At 59.0% G+C, this 19,292-nt stretch carries 17 protein-coding genes; 6 read left to right on the top strand and 11 right to left on the bottom strand.

Annotation, left to right across the window (positions count from 1 at the left end):
* Positions 1-285 precede the first annotated feature (285 nt).
* Positions 286-1,029, bottom strand: a complete 744-nt coding sequence (locus RCO24_RS18085) for an SDR family oxidoreductase (RefSeq protein WP_308964076.1) — start codon at positions 1,027-1,029, stop codon at positions 286-288.
* Between the two features lie 97 nt (positions 1,030-1,126).
* Between RCO24_RS18085 and RCO24_RS18080 the strand changes: the two genes are divergently transcribed.
* A complete protein-coding gene (locus RCO24_RS18080; RefSeq protein ID WP_308964075.1) occupies positions 1,127-2,035 on the top strand; it encodes an AraC family transcriptional regulator in 909 nt (302 codons plus the stop codon).
* Between the two features lie 387 nt (positions 2,036-2,422).
* On the opposite strand, the gene RCO24_RS18075 is transcribed toward RCO24_RS18080, so the two are convergent.
* The 4 genes from RCO24_RS18075 to RCO24_RS18060 all read right to left on the bottom strand — a co-directional run bounded on the left by RCO24_RS18075 (position 2,423) and on the right by RCO24_RS18060 (position 7,229).
* Positions 2,423-4,228 (bottom strand): PQQ-binding-like beta-propeller repeat protein, encoded by a 1,806-nt coding sequence (locus tag RCO24_RS18075; protein WP_308964074.1) that lies wholly within the window; start codon positions 4,226-4,228, stop codon positions 2,423-2,425.
* A complete protein-coding gene (locus tag RCO24_RS18070) occupies positions 4,228-4,977 on the bottom strand; it encodes a pentapeptide repeat-containing protein (RefSeq protein ID WP_308964073.1) in 750 nt (249 codons plus the stop codon). The genes RCO24_RS18075 and RCO24_RS18070 overlap by 1 nt, the downstream gene beginning before the upstream one ends.
* A gap of 165 nt (positions 4,978-5,142) precedes the next feature.
* The gene (locus tag RCO24_RS18065) at positions 5,143-5,805 is read right to left on the bottom strand and encodes a response regulator transcription factor (protein ID WP_308964072.1); all 663 of its coding nucleotides are present in this window, start codon (positions 5,803-5,805) and stop codon (positions 5,143-5,145) included.
* Positions 5,802-7,229, bottom strand: a complete 1,428-nt coding sequence (locus RCO24_RS18060) for a histidine kinase (RefSeq protein WP_308964071.1) — start codon at positions 7,227-7,229, stop codon at positions 5,802-5,804. The genes RCO24_RS18065 and RCO24_RS18060 overlap by 4 nt, the downstream gene beginning before the upstream one ends.
* A 174-nt stretch (positions 7,230-7,403) precedes the next feature.
* Here RCO24_RS18060 and RCO24_RS18055 point away from each other — a divergent pair, with 174 nt between their 5' ends.
* Positions 7,404-7,931 carry a DUF3280 domain-containing protein gene (locus tag RCO24_RS18055; RefSeq protein WP_308964070.1) on the top strand — a complete coding sequence of 176 codons (528 nt, stop codon included), beginning with the start codon at positions 7,404-7,406 and terminating at the stop codon, positions 7,929-7,931.
* A 664-nt stretch (positions 7,932-8,595) separates the two neighbouring features.
* Here RCO24_RS18055 and RCO24_RS18050 read toward each other — a convergent pair.
* Positions 8,596-9,387, bottom strand: coding sequence for an alpha/beta hydrolase (locus RCO24_RS18050; RefSeq protein ID WP_308964069.1), 792 nt, complete (start codon positions 9,385-9,387; stop codon positions 8,596-8,598).
* Between the two features lie 135 nt (positions 9,388-9,522).
* On the opposite strand from RCO24_RS18050, the gene RCO24_RS18045 reads away from it, so the two are divergent.
* Positions 9,523-10,011, top strand: a complete 489-nt coding sequence (locus tag RCO24_RS18045) for a MarR family transcriptional regulator (protein ID WP_308964068.1) — start codon at positions 9,523-9,525, stop codon at positions 10,009-10,011.
* 229 nt (positions 10,012-10,240) lie between these two features.
* On the opposite strand, the gene RCO24_RS18040 is transcribed toward RCO24_RS18045, so the two are convergent.
* Positions 10,241-10,642 (bottom strand): SET domain-containing protein-lysine N-methyltransferase, encoded by a 402-nt coding sequence (locus tag RCO24_RS18040; protein WP_308964083.1) that lies wholly within the window; start codon positions 10,640-10,642, stop codon positions 10,241-10,243.
* A 616-nt stretch (positions 10,643-11,258) separates the two neighbouring features.
* Between RCO24_RS18040 and RCO24_RS18035 the strand changes: the two genes are divergently transcribed.
* Both RCO24_RS18035 and RCO24_RS18030 read left to right on the top strand, forming a co-directional pair.
* Positions 11,259-12,023: a putative zinc-binding metallopeptidase gene (locus tag RCO24_RS18035; protein WP_308964067.1), complete on the top strand. Its 765-nt coding sequence runs from the start codon at positions 11,259-11,261 to the stop codon at positions 12,021-12,023.
* The gene (locus RCO24_RS18030; RefSeq protein ID WP_308964066.1) at positions 12,020-13,066 is read left to right on the top strand and encodes an ATP-grasp domain-containing protein; all 1,047 of its coding nucleotides are present in this window, start codon (positions 12,020-12,022) and stop codon (positions 13,064-13,066) included. Before RCO24_RS18035 ends, RCO24_RS18030 begins: the two co-directional genes overlap by 4 nt.
* A gap of 569 nt (positions 13,067-13,635) precedes the next feature.
* On the opposite strand, the gene RCO24_RS18025 is transcribed toward RCO24_RS18030, so the two are convergent.
* Entirely contained in the window at positions 13,636-15,408 is a 1,773-nt protein-coding gene (locus RCO24_RS18025) for an APC family permease (RefSeq protein WP_308964065.1), read from the bottom strand.
* Positions 15,409-15,636: 228 nt separating this feature from the next.
* Between RCO24_RS18025 and RCO24_RS18020 the strand changes: the two genes are divergently transcribed.
* Positions 15,637-16,299 (top strand): XRE family transcriptional regulator, encoded by a 663-nt coding sequence (locus tag RCO24_RS18020; protein ID WP_308964064.1) that lies wholly within the window; start codon positions 15,637-15,639, stop codon positions 16,297-16,299.
* Positions 16,300-16,370: 71 nt separating this feature from the next.
* On the opposite strand, the gene RCO24_RS18015 is transcribed toward RCO24_RS18020, so the two are convergent.
* The 3 genes from RCO24_RS18015 to RCO24_RS18005 are packed head-to-tail and all read right to left on the bottom strand — an operon-like array spanning position 16,371 to position 19,290.
* Positions 16,371-17,702 carry an FMN-binding glutamate synthase family protein gene (locus RCO24_RS18015; protein ID WP_308964063.1) on the bottom strand — a complete coding sequence of 444 codons (1,332 nt, stop codon included), beginning with the start codon at positions 17,700-17,702 and terminating at the stop codon, positions 16,371-16,373.
* Positions 17,702-18,391 carry a protein glxC gene (locus tag RCO24_RS18010; RefSeq protein ID WP_308964062.1) on the bottom strand — a complete coding sequence of 230 codons (690 nt, stop codon included), beginning with the start codon at positions 18,389-18,391 and terminating at the stop codon, positions 17,702-17,704. The genes RCO24_RS18015 and RCO24_RS18010 overlap by 1 nt, the downstream gene beginning before the upstream one ends.
* The gene (locus RCO24_RS18005; RefSeq protein ID WP_308964061.1) at positions 18,391-19,290 is read right to left on the bottom strand and encodes a glutamine amidotransferase family protein; all 900 of its coding nucleotides are present in this window, start codon (positions 19,288-19,290) and stop codon (positions 18,391-18,393) included. The genes RCO24_RS18010 and RCO24_RS18005 overlap by 1 nt, the downstream gene beginning before the upstream one ends.
* Positions 19,291-19,292 lie beyond the last annotated feature (2 nt).

Raw genomic sequence — 19,292 nt, 5'->3', positions numbered from 1 at the left:
CCGAGGTGATCGTGCAGGGTGACGTCAACGGTGACAGGCACGCCGATTTCGAGATCCTCGTCAAAGTCGGAACTCTGAGCTCGAGCGACTTCTATCTCTAAGACAAACCTACGCCGGCCTATGTTCCGGCAAATGCATTTGTCCGTTGAGATGCGGGTGTCGAAGCAACGTCCCATAAGCGGTCTTCGCATCACTCCCTGCGCTCGGTGCGGAGGCGCTAAGTGGCACTGTCCGCAACCGAGGCAAAAGCTGACTTTAGATTTGGCGGCGCCAGAAGCCGCAAACCTAGCTCGCTTGAGCCAGCGCCACAGCGTCGGGACCTGCCGCATATCTCAGTCGTGTCGAAGCGTCGTTCGCGGCGCGCCAGACGACCTCCGCCACATCGCGCTCGGTCGTCACTGCGCTTGGCTGCCCAAATGCGGCAAGGATAGAGCGGGCGTATGACGCATATGCCTCGGGTATCGTATCCTCGATCGGCGTTTGCACGTTCTTGGTAAAGCGTGTCGACGGCCCGTAGCCTGGCTCGACCAGCTTGACGCGAATGCCGAAGCCGTCGAGTTCGTGCGCGAGCGATCCGGTGAATCCTTCGATGGCGGTCTTGCTGGCCGTGTACGCCGCGACAAGCGGCATCGGGACTAGCGTGGCGCTCGACGTCACGTTCACGATCACCCCGGATCTGCGTGCGCGGAACTGCGGGAGCACCGCTTGCGTCGTCGCCATCACGCCAAACGTGTTGGTCTCGAACAAGCTTCGTACGACTGACATGGGCGTCGCCTCGAAGGCGCCGAACGCACCGATGCCGGCGTTGTTGATGAGCACATCTATGGGCCCACTGGCTTCGAGAGCGGCTTGAATGCTTTGCGGCTTCGTAACGTCGAGCGCCAGCATATGTAGCCGGTCGGTCGCCGGCAGGATGCCCTCGCGGGGCGTGCGCATCGTCGCGATCACGTTCCAGCCCTGAGCGTGAAAGTGGCGTGCGGTCTCCAGGCCATAGCCCGAGGAGCATCCGGTAATCAGCACGGTCTTCATCGTCGTTCCTCCTTGGTTTGAACGACGCGGACGATAGACGGCGCTTTCCGGACGATCTGCAATTGATCGTCCGGATTTCATTTGTTAGCGTCCTGAAATGGTCGATCCCCTCTCGGAAGTCATCGCGCTCTTGCGCCCGCGCACCGTCCTCTCAAAGATCATCAGCGGTGCCGGCCGCTGGGCAGTGCGCTATTCCGACTTCGGCCAACCGAGCTTCTGCACGGTGCTCGACGGGAGCTGCCGTCTTACTGTCGACGGTGCGGAGCCTCTGACGCTTGAAGCGGGAGATTTCCTGCTCCTGCCGAAGACACCGGGCTTCACCATGTCAGGCTTCGAGCCGGCGCGGGCGACGCTCATAGACCCGAAGGTGTCGCCGGTTCAGACGAATGAGGTGCGCCACGGCACGCCAGATGGCGACCCTGACGTGCGGCTGCTCGGCGGGGCCTTCGTCTTCGACTCGCGGGACGCCGATCTCTTGGTATCGCTACTGCCGGCACTGGTACATGTGCGCGGGGTGGAACGGCTCTCAACCCTCGTGCGCCTCGTTCGCGATGAAGCAATTGCCGAGCGACCAGGTCGCGACCTCGTCCTGGGGCGCCTCGTCGAGGTCATGCTGATCGAGACGCTACGGATGATCCAGGATGAGACGGCGCCGGCCGGGCTCCTGCGCGGCCTCGGGGATGCACGCCTCGCGGTTGCGATACGGGAGATGCATGCGGACCCGGCACACGCCTGGACCGTTGAGGAGCTTGCCAGGAAGTCAGCTCTCTCGCGCTCGGTGTTCTTCGATCGATTTACAGGTGCCGTCGGCGTGCCGCCGATCGAGTATCTTCTCGGCTGGCGTATGGCCATCGCCAAGGACCTCCTACGCCAGCAGAACATCAGCCTCGCCGAGGTGGCAGAGCGCGTTGGCTATAGTTCTGCGAGCACGTTCAGCACTGCATTCAGCCGCCATGTCGGACAGCCCCCGAGCCGCTTCGCTCGCGAGGGTAGTAGTCAAGTATGATATCGGCAGCGTCCCAATAGCGGTCGCGCCCTGATTTGTGGACGTACCTCGATGTTACCTGCCAAGCGCTTCTGTTCTGAGATTAAAAGCGGGCATGCGCAATGATGCTGACAGTCCGTGTCTGACTTCTATCGGACTCTCACGTCCATAGTTAGAAATGATTGCTTCCGAGTTGGTTGCGGTCGTTGTACCCGTGCCGGCTGCCGGTAGTTTCTCGCCGAAGGCACTAGCAGCATTGCTCCAAACGTATTCATACAGTCGGTGATGGATATGCCCTTTATCTGAGCCTGATTGACATATGTGGGGCACAAGGAGAAGGGCCGCCGACATGCCAGCAAGGCCAAAAGGAAGTCCCGGCAAGCTTGGCAGCAAGGTTGCGCTCAGCCGCTATTCATCTATCAATCCGAATACGATCACCGCACCGCCCTGGCGAAAGCCCCATATTTGGCTGCCGCCTGCCGCTACCGCTATGTATTGCTTACCGTCCAGCTCGTAGCTCACGGGCGGAGCATTCACGCCGGCGCCGCAGTTAAAACTCCACAGCTTAGCACCGGACTTGGCGTCGAATGCCGAAAAGTCGCCACCGCCTTCCCCGGTGAACACCAGGCCACCCGACGTCGCCAAGACTCCTCCGATGAGCGGTTGATCCAACTTTGTTTGCCAAGCGATGCGCCCCTTGTTAGCAAGATCGATAGCTGTCAGCGTGCCCCAGTTCTCTTCAGGCGAGGGCTCGATGATGAAGTAGGGCACTGCGGACTTGTCCCCGACCGCCGGCAATTCTCCGGTGCGGTAGATCATCGGGATGTGAGAGCCGGCGACAAACACGATCCTACGTTGGGCATCATAGGACGCAGGCGACCAGTTCGTGCCACCAGCCGGACCCGGCGTAATTCGTATCCCTTCAGGCGTTGGACGCCTAAAGAGATTCTCCTGAGGTACAAACGCATCCGACTTGAACAGCAGATCGCCATTGCGGCGGTCATGTACGTAGTACCAGCCAAGCTTGCTCGCCTGTCCGATCGCCGGGATCGTTTTGCCGTTTGCCTCGATGTCGAGAAGAGTTGGCGGACTTGCCACATCGTAGCCCCACATGTCGTGCGGCACCTGCTGATAGTGCCAGACAAGCTCTCCCGTCTTCGAATCTAGGGCGACCAGAGACACAGTGTAGAGGTTGTCTCCGGGACGTGTTCCGTCGGCAGCCTGAGGAGAAGGGTTACCCGTGCCGAAATAGAGGATGCCTGTTGCTGGATCGACCGTTGGCGTATGCCAGATCGAGCCGCCTCCGAATTTCCAGGCATCCGGAAATTTCCCCTGGCTCGCCTTCTCTGTCTCGATGTCCCGGTACATCGGCACGCCGTCAGGTGTGTGCGTCCTGAAGCTGCCTTCCCAGCCTTCGCGCGTCGTCTCGAATTTCCAGATTTGCTTGCCTGTTTCGGCGTCATAGGCGGCGAGGAAGCCAGGGCGGCCGTACAAACCCGCAACCCCGACGACGGCGCCCAGAGGAGCGCCTGGACGCGGGCTGTCGAGATGCAGGCCGTAGCCGACGCCCGTAATGCCGACGATGACCTTGCCTTCATAGACAAGCGGCGCGAAGGCGGCACCTACACCTGTAGACCCAGTGACATTTCGGTTTTGTAACGGATCGCTCGCCGCCATCAGCGCCTTGTCTTCTGTCCGGTCAATATGCTGCTCAGCAAGCATCACGTCCCAAAGCGGTTTGCCTGTTTCTTGATCAAGCGCAATAAGGCGCGCATCGACGGTGGCCACAAAAATCTTTCCGTATCCGATAGACGCCCCGCGGTTGGCCGGCCCGCAGCACGTCTTCTCAGAAGTCCGCTTATGATCGTATCGCCACTTCTCGCGGCCACTTTTGGCATCTATAGCAACGACATGCGAGAAGGGAGCCGTGAGATACATCACGCCGTCGGCAATCAATGGGGACGTTTGAAATGTTGCGGCGGTGCCGGTTTGATAGATCCACTTGGGAACGAGCCGCTTGACGTTTTCAGTTGTGACTTGATCGAGCGGTGAAAAGCGCTGCTGACCGTAGTCACGGCCATATTGTAGCCAGTCGGTACGGTTGCCATCGGCAGCCTTCAGACGAGCATCTGAAACGCCTTCGGCCACTGAAGCTGTTGCAGCGGACGCAAAAGCAAGCGCTATGGCCACACCACGCTTAAGAGCAACTATCATCAATCATCCTTCAGTCTAGAAGAGCGCGCTGATTGACTCAGCTCGCCCTGCGATTTCATCGCCCCCGAAAAGTCGGCGCCGCGGAGGCTCGCGTCTGAGAAATTCGCGCCGGTCAGGTTCGCGTCGCGTAAATTTGCGCCGTCTAGGCTAGCTCCAGAGAAATCGGCGAAGCTGAGGTCGGCACGTTCAAGGACCGTCTCAGTCATGGTAGCCATCGAAAACTTCGCCCCGTGTAAGACCACGCCCGTCAGAAGGCCTTGGTTGTCCCTGGGGTTGAGACCGCCGAACCGCGCGCCCACGAGCCGTGCGCCGGCGAAGTCGCTGTAGTCGAAGTTTCCTTCAAGCCATGCACCTTCGAGATTTGCGCCCCGGAAACTCGCGGATTCGTGCTGCGCGGGAACCATCGATGAAAAGATCGAAGGGCGCCGAATACTTACCTCCACCATGTTGGCACCTGAGAAGTTCGCGTTTGTGAGAAGGGCACGATCTAAGATGGCCCTACTCAGGTCGCAACCAGACAGGTCGGCTCCCGACAAGTTGGCGCCGAAAAGGGACGCGCCCCTCAGCTTTGCGCGTTTGAAGTCGACGCCGGCAAGATCAAGATTTGAGAGATCCAGTCCCGACAGATCCGGTGGTTCCTGAGAAGTTGCGGCAAAGAGTAGAGAAACGACCCTCCCCGCAGTCATGTCTGCTGACTGCGCCGGCTGACAAAGGCAAAGGGCAAGGACCGCAAGTGCGATAACTTTCATGGCTATTCCACTTCGGGTGCTCTGCCGGGCAAAAGGAGATGCCGGCCGGGGAACTTCGCAGAGTATTACCCGGTCGACGTGCGGCACCAGGGTCAACCGCCCAAGGATGTTTGGGAATTTTCCACAAGCGAGTTGCCGAGGCCTTCAAGCCTTCCAAGATCAGTCCTACGAGGACGGAACGCTTGCTAGCGGGGCAATCAATCCCTGGCGCATGCAGAAGTAGACGAGATCGATATCCGACACGACGCCAAGTTTGCTCTTGATGGCATAATGGTAGTTGCCGACCGTCTTTGGCGCCAAATGCAGCGTGTTGGCGATCTCCTCAGTCGACTTGGCGTCCAGTATCAATTGCAGAATCTCGAACTCTCGGGGAGACAGGGCTTGAAATGCATTGCTGTCGCCTTGCAAGCGGCTGGTTGCCAATGCTTCGGATATTTCCGCACAGAGCGCTGTCCTATTACGTGCCACACTCTCGATGGCCGCAATCAACAACTCAGGATCGCTGCTTTTCGTGACATAGCCTTTGGCTCCAGCCCGGAAGGCTTGCAGCGCGTAGGCCGCGTTGGCGTGCATGCTGAAGACGAGTATACGCCCCGAGGGATCCCATAGACGTATTTGGCGGATCGCATCAATTCCGCCGCGCCCTGGCATGCTGATGTCCATGATGACGACGTCGGGTACCTTGGTCTTGTAGAGCTGGTAGGCCGCATCCGCGTCGGCAGCCTCGCAGACCACCTCAATGGTCCCATGTTCCTCAATCAGTGTTCGATAACCCTTTCTGACCACCGCGTGGTCATCCACGAGCATCACTCGGATTCTCTTGGTCATGCTGTTGCCACACCGACGGATTGCACCGGAAAACTGACCTGGAGTTCGAACCCGCGGCCGTCACGATGACCTGCGGAAATAGCTCCAGAAAGTGCGTAAACTCGCTCTCGAATACCGACCAGCCCGACTCCAGCAGTCCCCTCTCGGGTCTCGACTTGAGGGCTGCATCCGTCGTCCGTGACCGCAAGATCGATGCGCCGTGCATTGGTGGCTACTTTGATTGAGCTCTTCAACAGCACGCGAACAGTGCGTGCATTTGCGTGTCTTGCCGCGTTATTCAAGCCCTCTTGAACAATGCGATAGACGTGCGCGGACATCTCGGTCGGCAGATCATCGAAGATTCCGCTTGTCTCGAGGCTAAACGTCGTCATGCTGTTAGCTAGCGCGTTGTGGGTTTGGATAAGGCTTTGCAAACTGGCAATGAGACCGAGATCATCGATCTCTGGAGGCCGGAGATAAGTAAGGGTGTCGCGAAGCGCACGCATGGTGCTGGAAGCTACCGCCACCAACTCCTCGCTTTGCCTCGTAGCGGCTGGAGAAGAATGCTGACAAACCCTCCTGATCGAAGCCGCGAGGCCACTTATTGCGCTCAGCCTCTGCGCAACATCGTCATGTAGTTCGCGTGCGATGTGAAGGCGCTCTTGCTCCTGTGCATTCACGAGCTTACGGGAGAGCTCTGATCGCTCTTGCGTACTCGTCTCCAGCCTTTGCGCCATGCCATTGAAGACTTCCGATATCCGGTCAAGTTCTTTCAGCTTGAAACGCGGCAACCGGTGAACCAAGTCGCCATCGGCGAGACGGTTCAATCCCGAAAGGATTTCGGCAGTCGGCCGAAGCGATCTGGCGATCACCAAATACACAAGGAAGCACATCGAAACGATCATGGCTGCGCCAATTCCGACTAGTCGCGACAGCTCCTGCCAAGCACGTCCGGCTATCGCTGCAGCTTCAACTGTGGCGACCACAGCGCCCTTGATCTCGCCCTTATGAATTAGGGGAAGCTGTACGACAGATTGCCCTAGGAAAGTCGTGGACGCATTGACGAACCAGTCCGGCGATACCTGCTCGTGCATGTCGATGCCTTGGCAATTCGAGTTAACCTGATGGCTCCCTCCCGCCACGAACTGAATGCACTGGCCTGGGCGTAGCGAGTAGTTTGCAAGGGGCTCCCAATCCGGAAACCGCTCGGGGCGATCTAATGCAGCGTCTATGCGCGTAAGCTGCAGGGCGAGCTGCCTCGCGACCGTGGCAGCGGCTTCCTCATTTAGATTGATAGCCTCTCGCCGGACATCGCGGAGTACCAAACCAGCTCCGCCAGTCATACAGATCAATGCGACCAACAGGATGCGCCTGACCAAGACCCATTTAAGGTCGAGGCTATTGGTACGCCACGGACGCGCCCGGAGGGCGGGAGGAAGCGTCATCGTTATTCTCCAGCCTAGGATGTGGCGATGTTACCGCCGAACGCGATGCTGCGAAATCGCATTGAGGAAAGTCGTGGAAAATGCCCAGAGCCCGTGAGGCAACCATCGGTGGCTCGGCACGGCTGCTCGCGATTTTCTCAAAGCACAATCTTTGATCCGAGGAGCACCAAACCAATGAAGTTACCGAGCATCGCCACAGCTGCAATTTTCACACTTCTCGGCCTAGTGACTATCGCCATGCTGCCAGCTCATGGAGAAGCCACTGAGCCGCACAACACCGCATTCTTGGGCGTCCACTTCCAGAACGACAACGAGATTTACGAGCCGACCAGCGATGGAGAACGCAGCCGGATTAAGAGAACCGGCCAAATGTTCATGGACAGACTCACCGAGTCGACGAAGTACCGCTTCGCAAAAATTGACCCGAAGTTGTTGGCAAGGATCGCGTCCGGTCAGGCGCCAGGCGAATGCGGTGGCTGCGAGATCGATTATGCCAAGGAGGTCGGCACGGATTGGGTAGCCTGGATCAACGTTCAAAAGGTTTCGAACCTCATTCTTAACATGAACGTCTACATCGCCGACGTCCACGCCAACAAAATGGTGTTCGTCAAGAGTGTCGACATCCGCAACAATTCTGACGAGGGGTGGGAGAGAGCCATCAACTATCTGCTTAAGCACTACCTCCTGCCCGGCGTCTCTTGACCAAAGGCCCGCAGCACGTTCGCCCGCGGGAAAGCTCTGACGGCGTCGGACACTGTTGACTCGGCCGATGAACGGAAAACTGCTTTGAAATAGCACGGAGATTGCCAATGTTTATGTTGAGCAGGATAGGATACGCGACGCTTCTCACGCTGTGCTTGTCCTCAACAGTCGTGCAGGCTGGTAGTGCCGCGCGCCCCGAAGTGAGGACTGCGCCGGCAAGGCGCGAAGGCATAGGAATCTGGAAGGCCGCTGTGCCCCCCGCGCACATGAAGGCGGAGTTTGACGGTCATGATCCGCTAGGGCTGGCGGCGGGCACAAAGATCAAGGCTGATTGTTCGTTGAACTGGATCGATCCCGATACCCAAAAGCTCTATTGCTTCTCGAGTGCTACGTCTCAGAGCGTCTTTCAGGACTGGCCGAAGAGGAACATCGAGCGCGCCCACAAATTCTGGAGGGCTTCGATATCGCCCGGCCTGTAGAACGCTCCTGGCGTTCTCATGCTGTACAACATGGGCGCATACGTTTCGCATAGCTCGCACCACGAGCGCTAAATGTACCGCGGTGACTAACGAGCGCTGTCGTGAAGTTCGATCCATGCGGGCACGTAAACGGCGACAAGCGGGGCCTATCGGACCCGCTTGTCGCCGCCAACGCATGATGAAGATCAGTTCAAGGCTGGTTGAGACGTGGCGCGTGCCGCGCGATCAATTACGTCCGCAATCGCCGCCGGCTGTGTTATGAAAGCTGCGTGACTGCCAGGGATCTCGGTGATCGTCGCTCCGATACGGCGCGCCATGCCGTGCAGCATCCCTTCACCAAACGCGCGGTCCTCGGTGGCGACGATGGCCCAGCTAGGCTTTGACCGCCACGCGGCGTGCGTCAGGCGCGCTTCGAACGCGGACATGTTGATGGGTAGCTGAGAGTCGCGCAGGAACGCCGCGTCGGAGTTGTTGACATCGGCAGCGAAACCCGACTGGAACTTGTCGGGACGCACGACCGCGTATCCATCGGCGCCGACATCGAGAACGAATTCAGACGCAGCGGGATAGCCGTCATATTGCTGAGCCGTTGTCTCTCCAGCGTCGGGTGAGAGTGCCGAAAGATAAACAAGGCCCGCCACATTCGGATGCGCTCCCGCTTCGGTGATAACCGTGCCGCCCCAGCTATGACCGACGAGGATCGTGAGACCGCTTAGCCTGGCAAGGGCGCGCGTGGTTGCCGCAACATCCTCCTCGAGCGAGGTCAGGGGGTTTTGCACGATTGTAACATCGTATCCGCGCGCCGTGAGGTCGTCATAGACGCTGCGCCAGCCTGAGCCATCGACAAAGGCACCGTGCACGAGCACCACGTTGCGCACAGCTTGACTCTCGGGGATGCGGTGGCCGGCCTGGGCTGTTCCAGAGAATGCAATGGCTGAGGCCGCGGCAAAGGCCGCACTACGAATGCCGGTGATCATGATGATGTCTCCTACGATAGCTCGATAACTATTATCGCGATAATTGTCATCTAATGCACCCAATCAGCCCTTGTCAAGATAATATTTATCGCGATACTATTTTAAGCGGCAGCCTCACGGGCCAGGAGACCTTTGATGAAGACCCCGACCAGAAGATCGCCACCACATGGCGCCCCCGTGCCGTTAGATGACCAGCTCTGCTATGCCGTCTATTCTGCAGGTATCGCCATCCAGCGCGCTTACAAGCCTCTGCTGGACGAGCTCGGACTGACCTATCCACAGTATCTCGTCCTCAACGTTCTGTGGGAGGAAGATCGGCAAAACGTCGGTGCGATCGCCAGCCAGCTCGCATTGGAGTCGAGCACGCTGACACCGCTATTGAAGCGCTTGGAAAGCGCCGGCCTGGTGCATCGGGCGCGAAACCCAGACAACGAGCGCCAAGTCGTCGTGGCACTGACCGACAAGGGGCGAGCGTTGCGCGTAAAATCCGGGTGCCTCGGCAACGCCCTGTTATCAGCATCTGGACAGACTCCGCGCGAACTGGGTGTACTAAATGCCGACGTGAGGCGTCTGCGCGACGCGATCTACGAGAACATCGGAGGCTGGACCCTGGCCGACGAGTGAGCCCCAGGACATGGACATTGCCGAGGCCACTTCCCGTTGCCCCTCAGTGCGCTGTGAAATTTATTGTGAGGATTCCGAGAGTCGGACCTCCACACCTCGCCGAAAGCGGACACCTTGAATGGCCAATAACCGAAGTCCGGATGTGACCCGAAGCAGATCTCGCCGCCATAAGGGGAATTCGATATCGCCCGTCAAGCGCATGCCGATACTGGAGACGGTTTACGGATGTTCACGACTTAGAACACTTGGCGCAAAGGCAGCGTCCGGCCAGATGTATCTCGAAATATTCCTCGCCGTAATCGTACGATAGTTCTTCGCTAGGCTTGATGTTGCGGAGCGCGAAGACATACACGCGACGTTTGCGGATATAGATCTCGCAATTCGGTGCGCAGGAGTGGTTGATGAAGCGGGCGGTATTCGCCGGTATGTTCCCGTCGATCATGCTCGTGTCGCTCGTCCAAAAAAGGTACTTCCCGCGGTTTTCCTTTATCTGCCTGGCTGTGGCTGGGTGTCCGACATATTCGATGACGCACGAACCCTTGGGAATGCGATCGAGAGTGAAAAGACCTCGGCCACTGAGCGACCGACGGACTGCAAGGCGGTAGGGCGCAGGTAGGAAGCGTCGCTTCATCGGAGTAGGATACCGTACTTTATTTACCATCAATCCCGCGTCCATATGCTGACCCAATGAACAGCCTCAAGCAGAAAATTGACGAGCCCCATTTGTTTCCGCTTTCTGGACTGTTCGTCGCTGCGGGAGCGGTCAGGTGGGGGAGACGAGGATTCTCGCCTCCGGCGGCGTGTAGCCTGCTTGGATCGCCGCCAAGTTCGGCTCATAAAGGCTAATTCATTGGAACGGATCGAATTTTTATCGCGGTGACGCCATCTTTTGGGTGTTGCAGGTATGTGTTCGTGGTCTAAACGATTCCGAGCATCCGCATTATTCGGTCGTCCCGGCGACCGGAGCCACCTTTTGGAGCAGCATGACCATACGAGCGTCGCGCCTAGATCAACTGCCAGATAGCGAACTGCTGCGTCTGCGGTTCTGCGATCTGCCGCTCCGTCTCAAGGGCTCCGTGATCGAGCAGCGTGCAAATTCGGTGTTCGATGAACTAATGGCACGCGATATTCGCTTCCGGCCGACTCTCTGGATCTCCGAACAATGGTATAATCCCGATGAGGTCGTTGGGTTCGCCGTCCCGTTCTATCTGCTGCACCCGCGGTTGATCCGCCTCGAGCGCAAGATGATGCTGGAAGCCGAAGGCGCATCCCTGGATGAAGCGCTGAGCATCGTGCGGCATGAAACCGGACATGCGGTGGATGAAGCTTTCCAGCTGCGCAGGATGCGCGAGTATCGCAAGGTGTTCGGTTCCCCGCAACGCGCGTATCCGAACGACTACGTTGCGGACTCAGACAGCCGCGATTTCGTACAGCATCTCAACGCCTGGTACGCGCAATCGCATCCGGTCGAGGATTTTGCCGAGACCTTTGCCGTGTGGCTCACGTCAAAAAGCGGCTGGCGACGGAAGTACCGCGACTGGCCGGCCTATGAGAAATTAAGCGCGGTCGACGCATGGATGCACGATCTTCGTAACGTCGAGCCCGAGATCAAGCCGAGGCGGGTTGCGAACGAGCTGCGCGACTGCACGCGGACACTCGGTCAACACTACGAAGAGAAGCGAGAGTTTTACGCCATCGATGCCGAAGACGAATTCGACGGCGCGTTGCAGCGGATCTTCGAGGCGAACGGTTCAGTTTCTCGCGGGCGCGGGCACATGTCGGCATCGGCTCTGCTGGCAGAGTACAGGACTCGCCTTCGGCGGCGCACGGCAAAGCCTCTCGGCGTTCCAGCGTACGTCGTCGATCAGGTTTTGCGGCAGCTCGTCCATCGAGCGCGCATCCTCAAGCTCAGACAATCGCGGCCGAAGGCGGAAACGGTAAAAAGGGTATCGCGGCTCGTTTCCCGCGCGACCGTCTCAATCATTCGGAACAGCCCGAGACTGCCGCTATGACCACGATCAAGAAGTCAAAGAAGAAGCTGACGGTCATCCTGCTGGCGGACGAGCGATTGCTGCCTAATGGAGACTTGTCGGAGCTCAGCGGCAAAGAGCGGATGCTTCGGAAGACCGAATACGACGTCAAGAATGCCATCGAGTCGCTCGGTCATACCCTCGTTCCGATCGGTATCTCGAACGATCTTTCGGCGATCACCGATGCGCTCGAAGCCCACAAACCGGATATCGTCTTTAATCTCGCTGAGGAATTCAACCACGTCGGGCACTTCGATCAGCACGTCGTCAGCTTCCTGGAGATGCTCCGGCAGCCTTATACGGGCTGCAACCCTCGCGGCCTCACGATCGCCCGCGACAAAGCCTTGACCAAGAAAATCCTCGCTTATGATGGGATGAAGGTGCCGGAGTTCGCTATCTTCCCTATCAATCGCGCAACAAAGCGGCCCGGGGCCTTGGGGTTTCCACTTTTTGTCAAGTCGCTGACCGAAGAAGGCTCCATCGGGATTTCGGGGGCGTCGATCGTGCGCGATGACGTCAAATTAATGGAGCGCGTGGAGTTCATCCATCGCACTGCGACGTCGGCTGCGCTTGCAGAGGAGTACATCGAAGGCCGGGAAATCTATGTCAGCATGATGGGCAACGAGCGCGTGACCGTGCTGCCACCCTGGGAGTTTTTCGTAGAGAACAGACCTGCGGGATCACCCTTAATCGCGACGGGCCGAGGTAAATGGGATCCGGACTATCAGGATCAGGCCGGCGTGATGACAGGCCCGGCCGAGATCAGCGAAAAACTTGCAACAAAACTGCAGAAGCTGTCCCGCGATATCTATCGGTTGCTTGGTCTCAGCGGCTATGCGCGCCTGGACTTCCGCGTCACGGCTGACGAGGAGGCTTATCTTCTCGAAGCCAACCCCAATCCGCAGATCGCCTCGGACGAGGACTTCGCCAGTGCAGCGGAGGCCGCGGGCATCGAATACCCGGAGTTGATCGAACGGCTCATTCGTTTCGGAATGAGCTACGATCCCGAGCGACTGATAATCTGACGAATTGGCATCGACAGCTGGGGGTCGTATCTCCGTGACGCAGCGCCCGGGTTGGCATGTCCCCAAAACTGACGTCCAGTGACCGAGCATAGCCTACACTAAATAGCAGAGACGTTACGTCCGCTACGCCTTGATGAGCAGACCTTTCAACCAGCCTATCGCTAAATCCGAATCCGTCCTAGCCGGCTCAGCTCCGCTGATTGAGCCGCTCGGAGCGAGATGAGTGCACTCTCTACTTTCGCTAATCGTCAAGTCGAAGGCGAAAAAGCAGCTGACAGTCTAGGCGATGTCCATGGACCACACGCCGAGTTCCGCCACACTCCAAAATTCCAAAACGTAAGTCCGAGACCATCAATCGTCGTCGATTACGGGCTCGCTGCACGCGGTCCGCATCCATGTGAAGAGTGAGCGATGGGGGCTTCTTGCTAACGAGCCCCCATGCCCCGAAGGCGGCGTCGGTCATCTAGCTCCGACCGCCAGTAGAAACCGTTGCCGTCGAGATCGAATAGAATTCCAAACTGGGCAGATGGTACGGCGGCCGGAGTTCCGGCCGCCGACCTCGCCGGCCCTCAGCTGGGGAGCTGGAAGTAGAAGTGCCCGAAGAGCGTGATGGCGGCGCCGGCAGCCAGCGCCAGATAGGGCAAAATTCCCGCGCGCCGTTGGCCGAGATCCTGGCTCTTGAGGTCGAGATCAATCAGCATGTGGTCCGGGAATCGCCCTTTATCCTGCACGTAGTGCCGGAACAGAAACACCGGGATGATGAGCAAGCCGAACAGAAGCCCGTACCAAAGCGCATTGGGGTTACCCCACACCTTGGCTCCAACGCCCATCAGGAACAGATTGAAGAAGCCGAGCCCTGCGTTTACCGCAACAAGCCAGTTCGGCGCCCGGTAGGGACGCGGAATATGCGGACTATCGATGCGGTGGATCCACGTCGACTGCAAATTGAGGAAGATAAAGATCATATAGCCGACGTTCGATATCGACAGGATCAGGTAGTAGGCGGTCGCATCGGACGCAGCGAAGGTGAGCAGGCCGAGATTGAAGATGAGGTCCGTCCACATCGCACGCGTCGGAGCACCATGCTCGTTCGTGTGAGCAAGATACTTCGGAAGCCATCCATCGACGCCGCCCTGGTAGAGCGTGCGCGATGACCCGGCCATCGCCATCTGGATCGCCAGAATGAGCGCGAGGATCATCATCATTTCAAGGAGGTGCGTAACGAACTGCGAGCCGCCCCCGACCATGTGCCCCATCGCGGCCGCGACGCCGGTGCCGTCCACGATGCCCGGCTGGGTCATGCCATCGAGCCCAAGGTAGCCCTGAAAACTCGCTGCAACGAGCGTGTACAGGACGACGCACAGAATGCCGGCCGAGATGATGGCCTTCTTCGTATCCGAGGCCGGATTTCGAAACTCGCGCGTATAGCAGACCGCCGTTTCGAAGGCATAGGTCGACCACCCGGCAATGAACAGCGCACCAAGAAAGTAGGTCCAACCCCCGTTGTTCCACTCTCCGTTGGGTGGCACGAGCGGCGTGTAGTTTTCGTAGTTCACGCCTCCGTTGAAGTAGGGCGCGACGCCGACGATGAGCATTGGAATGACGACAAAGAGCCCGATGACCGTCTGCACGCGAGCGGTGCCGAGAATGCCCCGGTGCTGGATCGCAAAAGTAATCAGCATGAGGGCGGCGCCGATGAAGAACGTTGGCCCGATCTCGATTTTTGCGAGTCCGAAGAACGAAAAGCTGGCAAGCACCATCGTGCGGAGCGCCGGCGTCGCCCCCTCCGTGACGGCGGCGATCGCCATCTTGGCGGCCTCCTCCGCAGACTTCCCGTCGATGGCGGCAGCATTGGCGACGTTCTTCAACCACGCCAGGACTTCCGGAGACTCAGCCGTGAAGACGGGGATCGGCGCAATCGCGTTGAGGATGTATCCTGCCGCAATGGTGCAGCCGAGCGAGAGAACCGGCGTCCAGGCGTACCAGTTGCACCAAACCGAAAGCGGCGCGATGATTTTGCTGTAACGGAGCCAGGCCGCCGATCCGTAAACGGCTGCACCGCCCGACTTGTTTTTGAACAGACCCGCAATTTCGGCGTAGCTGTAGGCCTGGAAAAGCCCGATCACCACCGAGATCGCCCAAACTAGGAAGGCGAGCTTGCCGGCGGTTGCCCCCATCCCGCCGATCGAGATGAGCACCAGTGCGGGCACACCGCTCGCGATCCAGAACGCCCCCTTCCAATCGATCGTTCTGTGTAGCCCACCGAACTCGTCACCGGGATAGGCCTGTCCCGGCCCGGATTTACCGGGCGCGTCGGCACCCGTAACAACCGCGTTTTGCATGAGTATCGCTCCCTAGGCTCCTCTCGAAGAGGAGGTGCTTTTTTGCGCCTTAGGAGGGGCATACTGCCGCAGAGTTGCAAATGATGCAATATTTTTGCATAACCATGGTGCAAGTTTTTTGCCTCATCGGCAACTCATCTAAGAGATAGCCCGAGTTGCAAAGTCAGCGGCTAGGGGGGCAGAATGGGGCCAGAGAATCCCTTCATCCTCCGTCCGATGAGAAAACCCATGGTCAAAGCTAGAGTGCGGCGCGCGCCGCCGCGCCGCCCTCGTCAGCCCGCTGCTCAGGCAGCTAAATCACAACGATCGCACGACACGGCAAACGTACCGTTGGAAAAGCGCATCGGTGAGGTGCTGAAGCAGCTTCGGCTTGAAGCCAATCTTACGCTTGCCGATCTGAGCACAGGCTCTCGCATTTCAAGCGCAATGCTGAGCCGGATCGAGAACGGCATGGCAACGGCGAGCTTGGATGCTCTCGAACGTCTCTGCCTCGCCCTGGGCATTGGCCTATCGGATCTGTTCAAGAGGACAGACGGAAAGAAGGGCACGGCACAGCTCGTCAAGCGCAGCGAGCAGATGGAGGTGGTCCGCGTCGGAACCAAGTATGGCTATACCTACAAGCTGCTGTCCTACGACAAGGGACCCAAGAAGCTCTTTGATCCCTTCTTCATCGAGATGGACAAGAAGAGCCAGTCCTACCCACGGTTTTCCCACCCCGGCACTGAGTTCATCTATATGTTGCAGGGACGCGTGGAGTACCGCTTCGGCGATCTCACCTATTTGCTCGAACCGGGCGACGCCTTCACGTTTTCAGGCGATGTCGTCCATGGACCTGAGCGGTTGCTCGACGAGCACGCTCGATTTCTATCGATAATCATGTACAGCGAATAAGCGGCGGCACCTTCGCCAACAAAAAAGGCCGGGAGCTTTCGCCCCCGGCAGGTGGGGGGAGACGTCTGCACTTAGACGCCGCCAGGTATCCAATTCGTTCCAGCGAGTGGAATTCGCGCCATCGCGGCCGCATCTAGCGTGAGCGCGGCGAGATCTTCCGGCTCCAGATTGTGAAGATGGTTCTTACCGCAAGCGCGCGCCAAGGTTTGGGCCTCGAGCGTCATCACTTTGAGGTAGTTTGCGAGACGGCGCCCGGCAATGACCGGATCCAAACGCTGAGATAACTCGGGCGTCTGAGTGGTGATGCCCGCCGGATCGCGGCCCTCATGCCAGTCGTCATAAGCACCCGCCGTCGAGCCGAGTTTGGCGTACTCCCTTTCCCACTTGGGATCGTTGTCACCCAACGCAACCAAGGCCGCGCTCCCGATCGCAACGGCGTCCGCGCCTAGAGCCAAAGCCTTGGCGACATCAGCACCGTTCCGAATGCCACCTGAAACCACGAGCTGAACTTTCCGGTGCATCCCCAAATCCTGGAGCGCCTGCACGGCCGGGCGAATGGCCGAGAGAAGCGGAATGCCGACATGCTCGATGAACACTTCCTGCGTGGCGGCAGTACCGCCCTGCATCCCGTCAAGCACGACCACGTCAGCTCCGGATTTGACTGCGAGCGCGACATCGAAATAGGGCCGGCTGGCGCCAACTTTGAGATAAATCGGCTTCTCCCAGTCGGTGATCTCGCGCAACTCGTTGATCTTGATCTCAAGGTCGTCGGCACCCGTCCAATCGGGATGCCGGCACGCAGAACGCTGGTCAATCCCCTTGGGAAGCTGGCGCATCTCGGCCACGCGGTCCGAAATCTTCTGGCCGAGCAGCATACCGCCGCCGCCAGGCTTGGCACCTTGGCCGATGACGATCTCAATCGCGTCCGCTCGTCTCAAGTCGTCCGGATTCATGCCGTACCGCGAGGGCAGGTATTGGTAGACGAGAGTTTCGGACTGTCCCCGCTCTTCCGGCGTCATGCCGCCATCACCGGTCGTGGTAGACGTACCAGCGAGCGAAGCACCGCGGCCAAGAGCTTCCTTGGCATTCGCCGACAGCGAGCCGAAGCTCATGCCCGCGATGGTGACGGGGATCTTCAGCTTAATCGGCTTCTTGGCGAACCGCGTGCCGAGCGTTACATCCGTCCCGCACTTCTCGCGATATCCCTCGAGCGGATAGCGCGACATCGAAGCCCCGAGCAACACGAGGTCGTCGAAATTCGGCAGCCGGCGCTTAGAACCACCGCCGCGAATGTCGTAAATGCCCGTGAGCGAGGCGCGCCGGATCTCGGATAGAGTGTAGTCGTCGAAGGTTGCCGACTTCCGCGGAGTGGTAGGCACCCAGTTTCGTTCGTGGCTGGTCATCAGTAGGCTCCGGCGTTGTCGATGTTGAAGTTGTAAAGCTTGCGCGCCGATCCGTAGCGGCGGAACTCGGCGACATCGACCTTGTGATCTTGTCCGGATGCCGCCAGCAACTCGATAAGTTCGGCTTTGTGCTCATCGCGCATCGGCTTCTCGATGCAGTCGGCGCCAAGTCCGGCTACCGGGCCCCTAACGAACAGACGCGCCTCATAGATCGAATCCCCAAGCGCCTCGCCCGCTTCACCGAACACGACAAGGCGCCCGTTCTGCCCCATGAATGCCGATAAGTGCCCGACATCGCCTTTAACGATGATATCGATGCCCTTCATCGAGATGCCGCAGCGCGCCGACGCATTTCCGTCGACAATCAGCAGGCCACCGCGGCCCGTCGCGCCCGCGCTCTGGCTCGCATCCCCTTTGACGTGAATGCGCCCCGACATCATGTTCTCGCCGACGCCCTGCCCGGCGCTGCCATCGACGACAATGTTGGCGCGCTTGTTCATGCCGCCACAGAAGTAACCGACGCTGCCCTGCACATTGATTGCAACGGCCGCATCGACACCCGCAGCAATCGAGTGTTCGCCATTGGGATTGAGCACGCTCCACAGGGTATCGTTGGTGTCATCCTTGAGCGTGTGCAGCGCCGCGTTCAGCTCCCGCACCGATGACTTGGTCAGATCGAATGTCGACATCAGGCGTGCTCCCAGAAATAGACGGTGGCGGGCTTTGGCTCCCAGACTTTCGCCTTGGCAATCTCGGGGAGGCAGGTGAGGCTCTTGTATTCGGAGGCGAACGCGACATAGCGATCGGTCTCCGCCATCACCGCAGGCTTGCAGGCGATGGGATCGCGCAGAACACCGAAACCGCGCTCTGTACCGACGACGAACGTGAAGAAGCCATCGAGATCGTCGAGGCTGGATTTCAGCGCTTCGCCGAGCGTTTGGCCGTCACGCATCTGCTTGGTGAGATATGCGGCCGCGACCTCGGAGTCGTTTTCGGTTCGGATCTTGATCCCTTCGCGCCGAAGCTCCCGGCGTAAAGAGGCATGGTTCGAGAGCGAGCCGTTGTGAACGAGGCACTGATCGGGACCAGTCGAGAATGGATGAGCGCCGTTCGTGGTGACAGCGGACTCGGTCGCCATCCGCGTGTGAGAAATGCCGTGCGTCCCCGATATGCCCGCAATGCCAAACGACTTGGCGACGTCATCCGGATAACCGACCTCCTTGTAGATCTCGAGGCTTTTCCCGCCACTCATGACGGTGATTTCGGGATGGTTCTCGGCAAGCCACTGCTCAGCCCGTTCGACATCGTCGTGCGCCAGCGTGATAATCGCATGCGAGTAACGGACGGCACTCGTGGCATCATGCCCCAAGGCGGCAGCGAGCCTCTCGCCGACGGCACCGATATCGAACCCGGCAGACGGCCCTGAGATCGTGAGCTTTGCGCGGCTTCCTGCGCCGCGGCTGTAAATGGCAAAGCCCGCAGAATCCGGACCGCGGCTGCAAAGAGTCGACGTCATCTGCGCAAGCAGGGATCCAAGCTCCGGTTCGAGCTTGGCATCTTTAATGAATAGACCGGCAATTCCACACATCT

Source organism: Hyphomicrobium sp. LHD-15 (assembly GCF_031157355.1).
Classification (GTDB): Bacteria; Pseudomonadota; Alphaproteobacteria; order Rhizobiales; family Hyphomicrobiaceae; genus Hyphomicrobium_C.
This window is presented reverse-complemented; position numbering and strand designations above follow the sequence as displayed.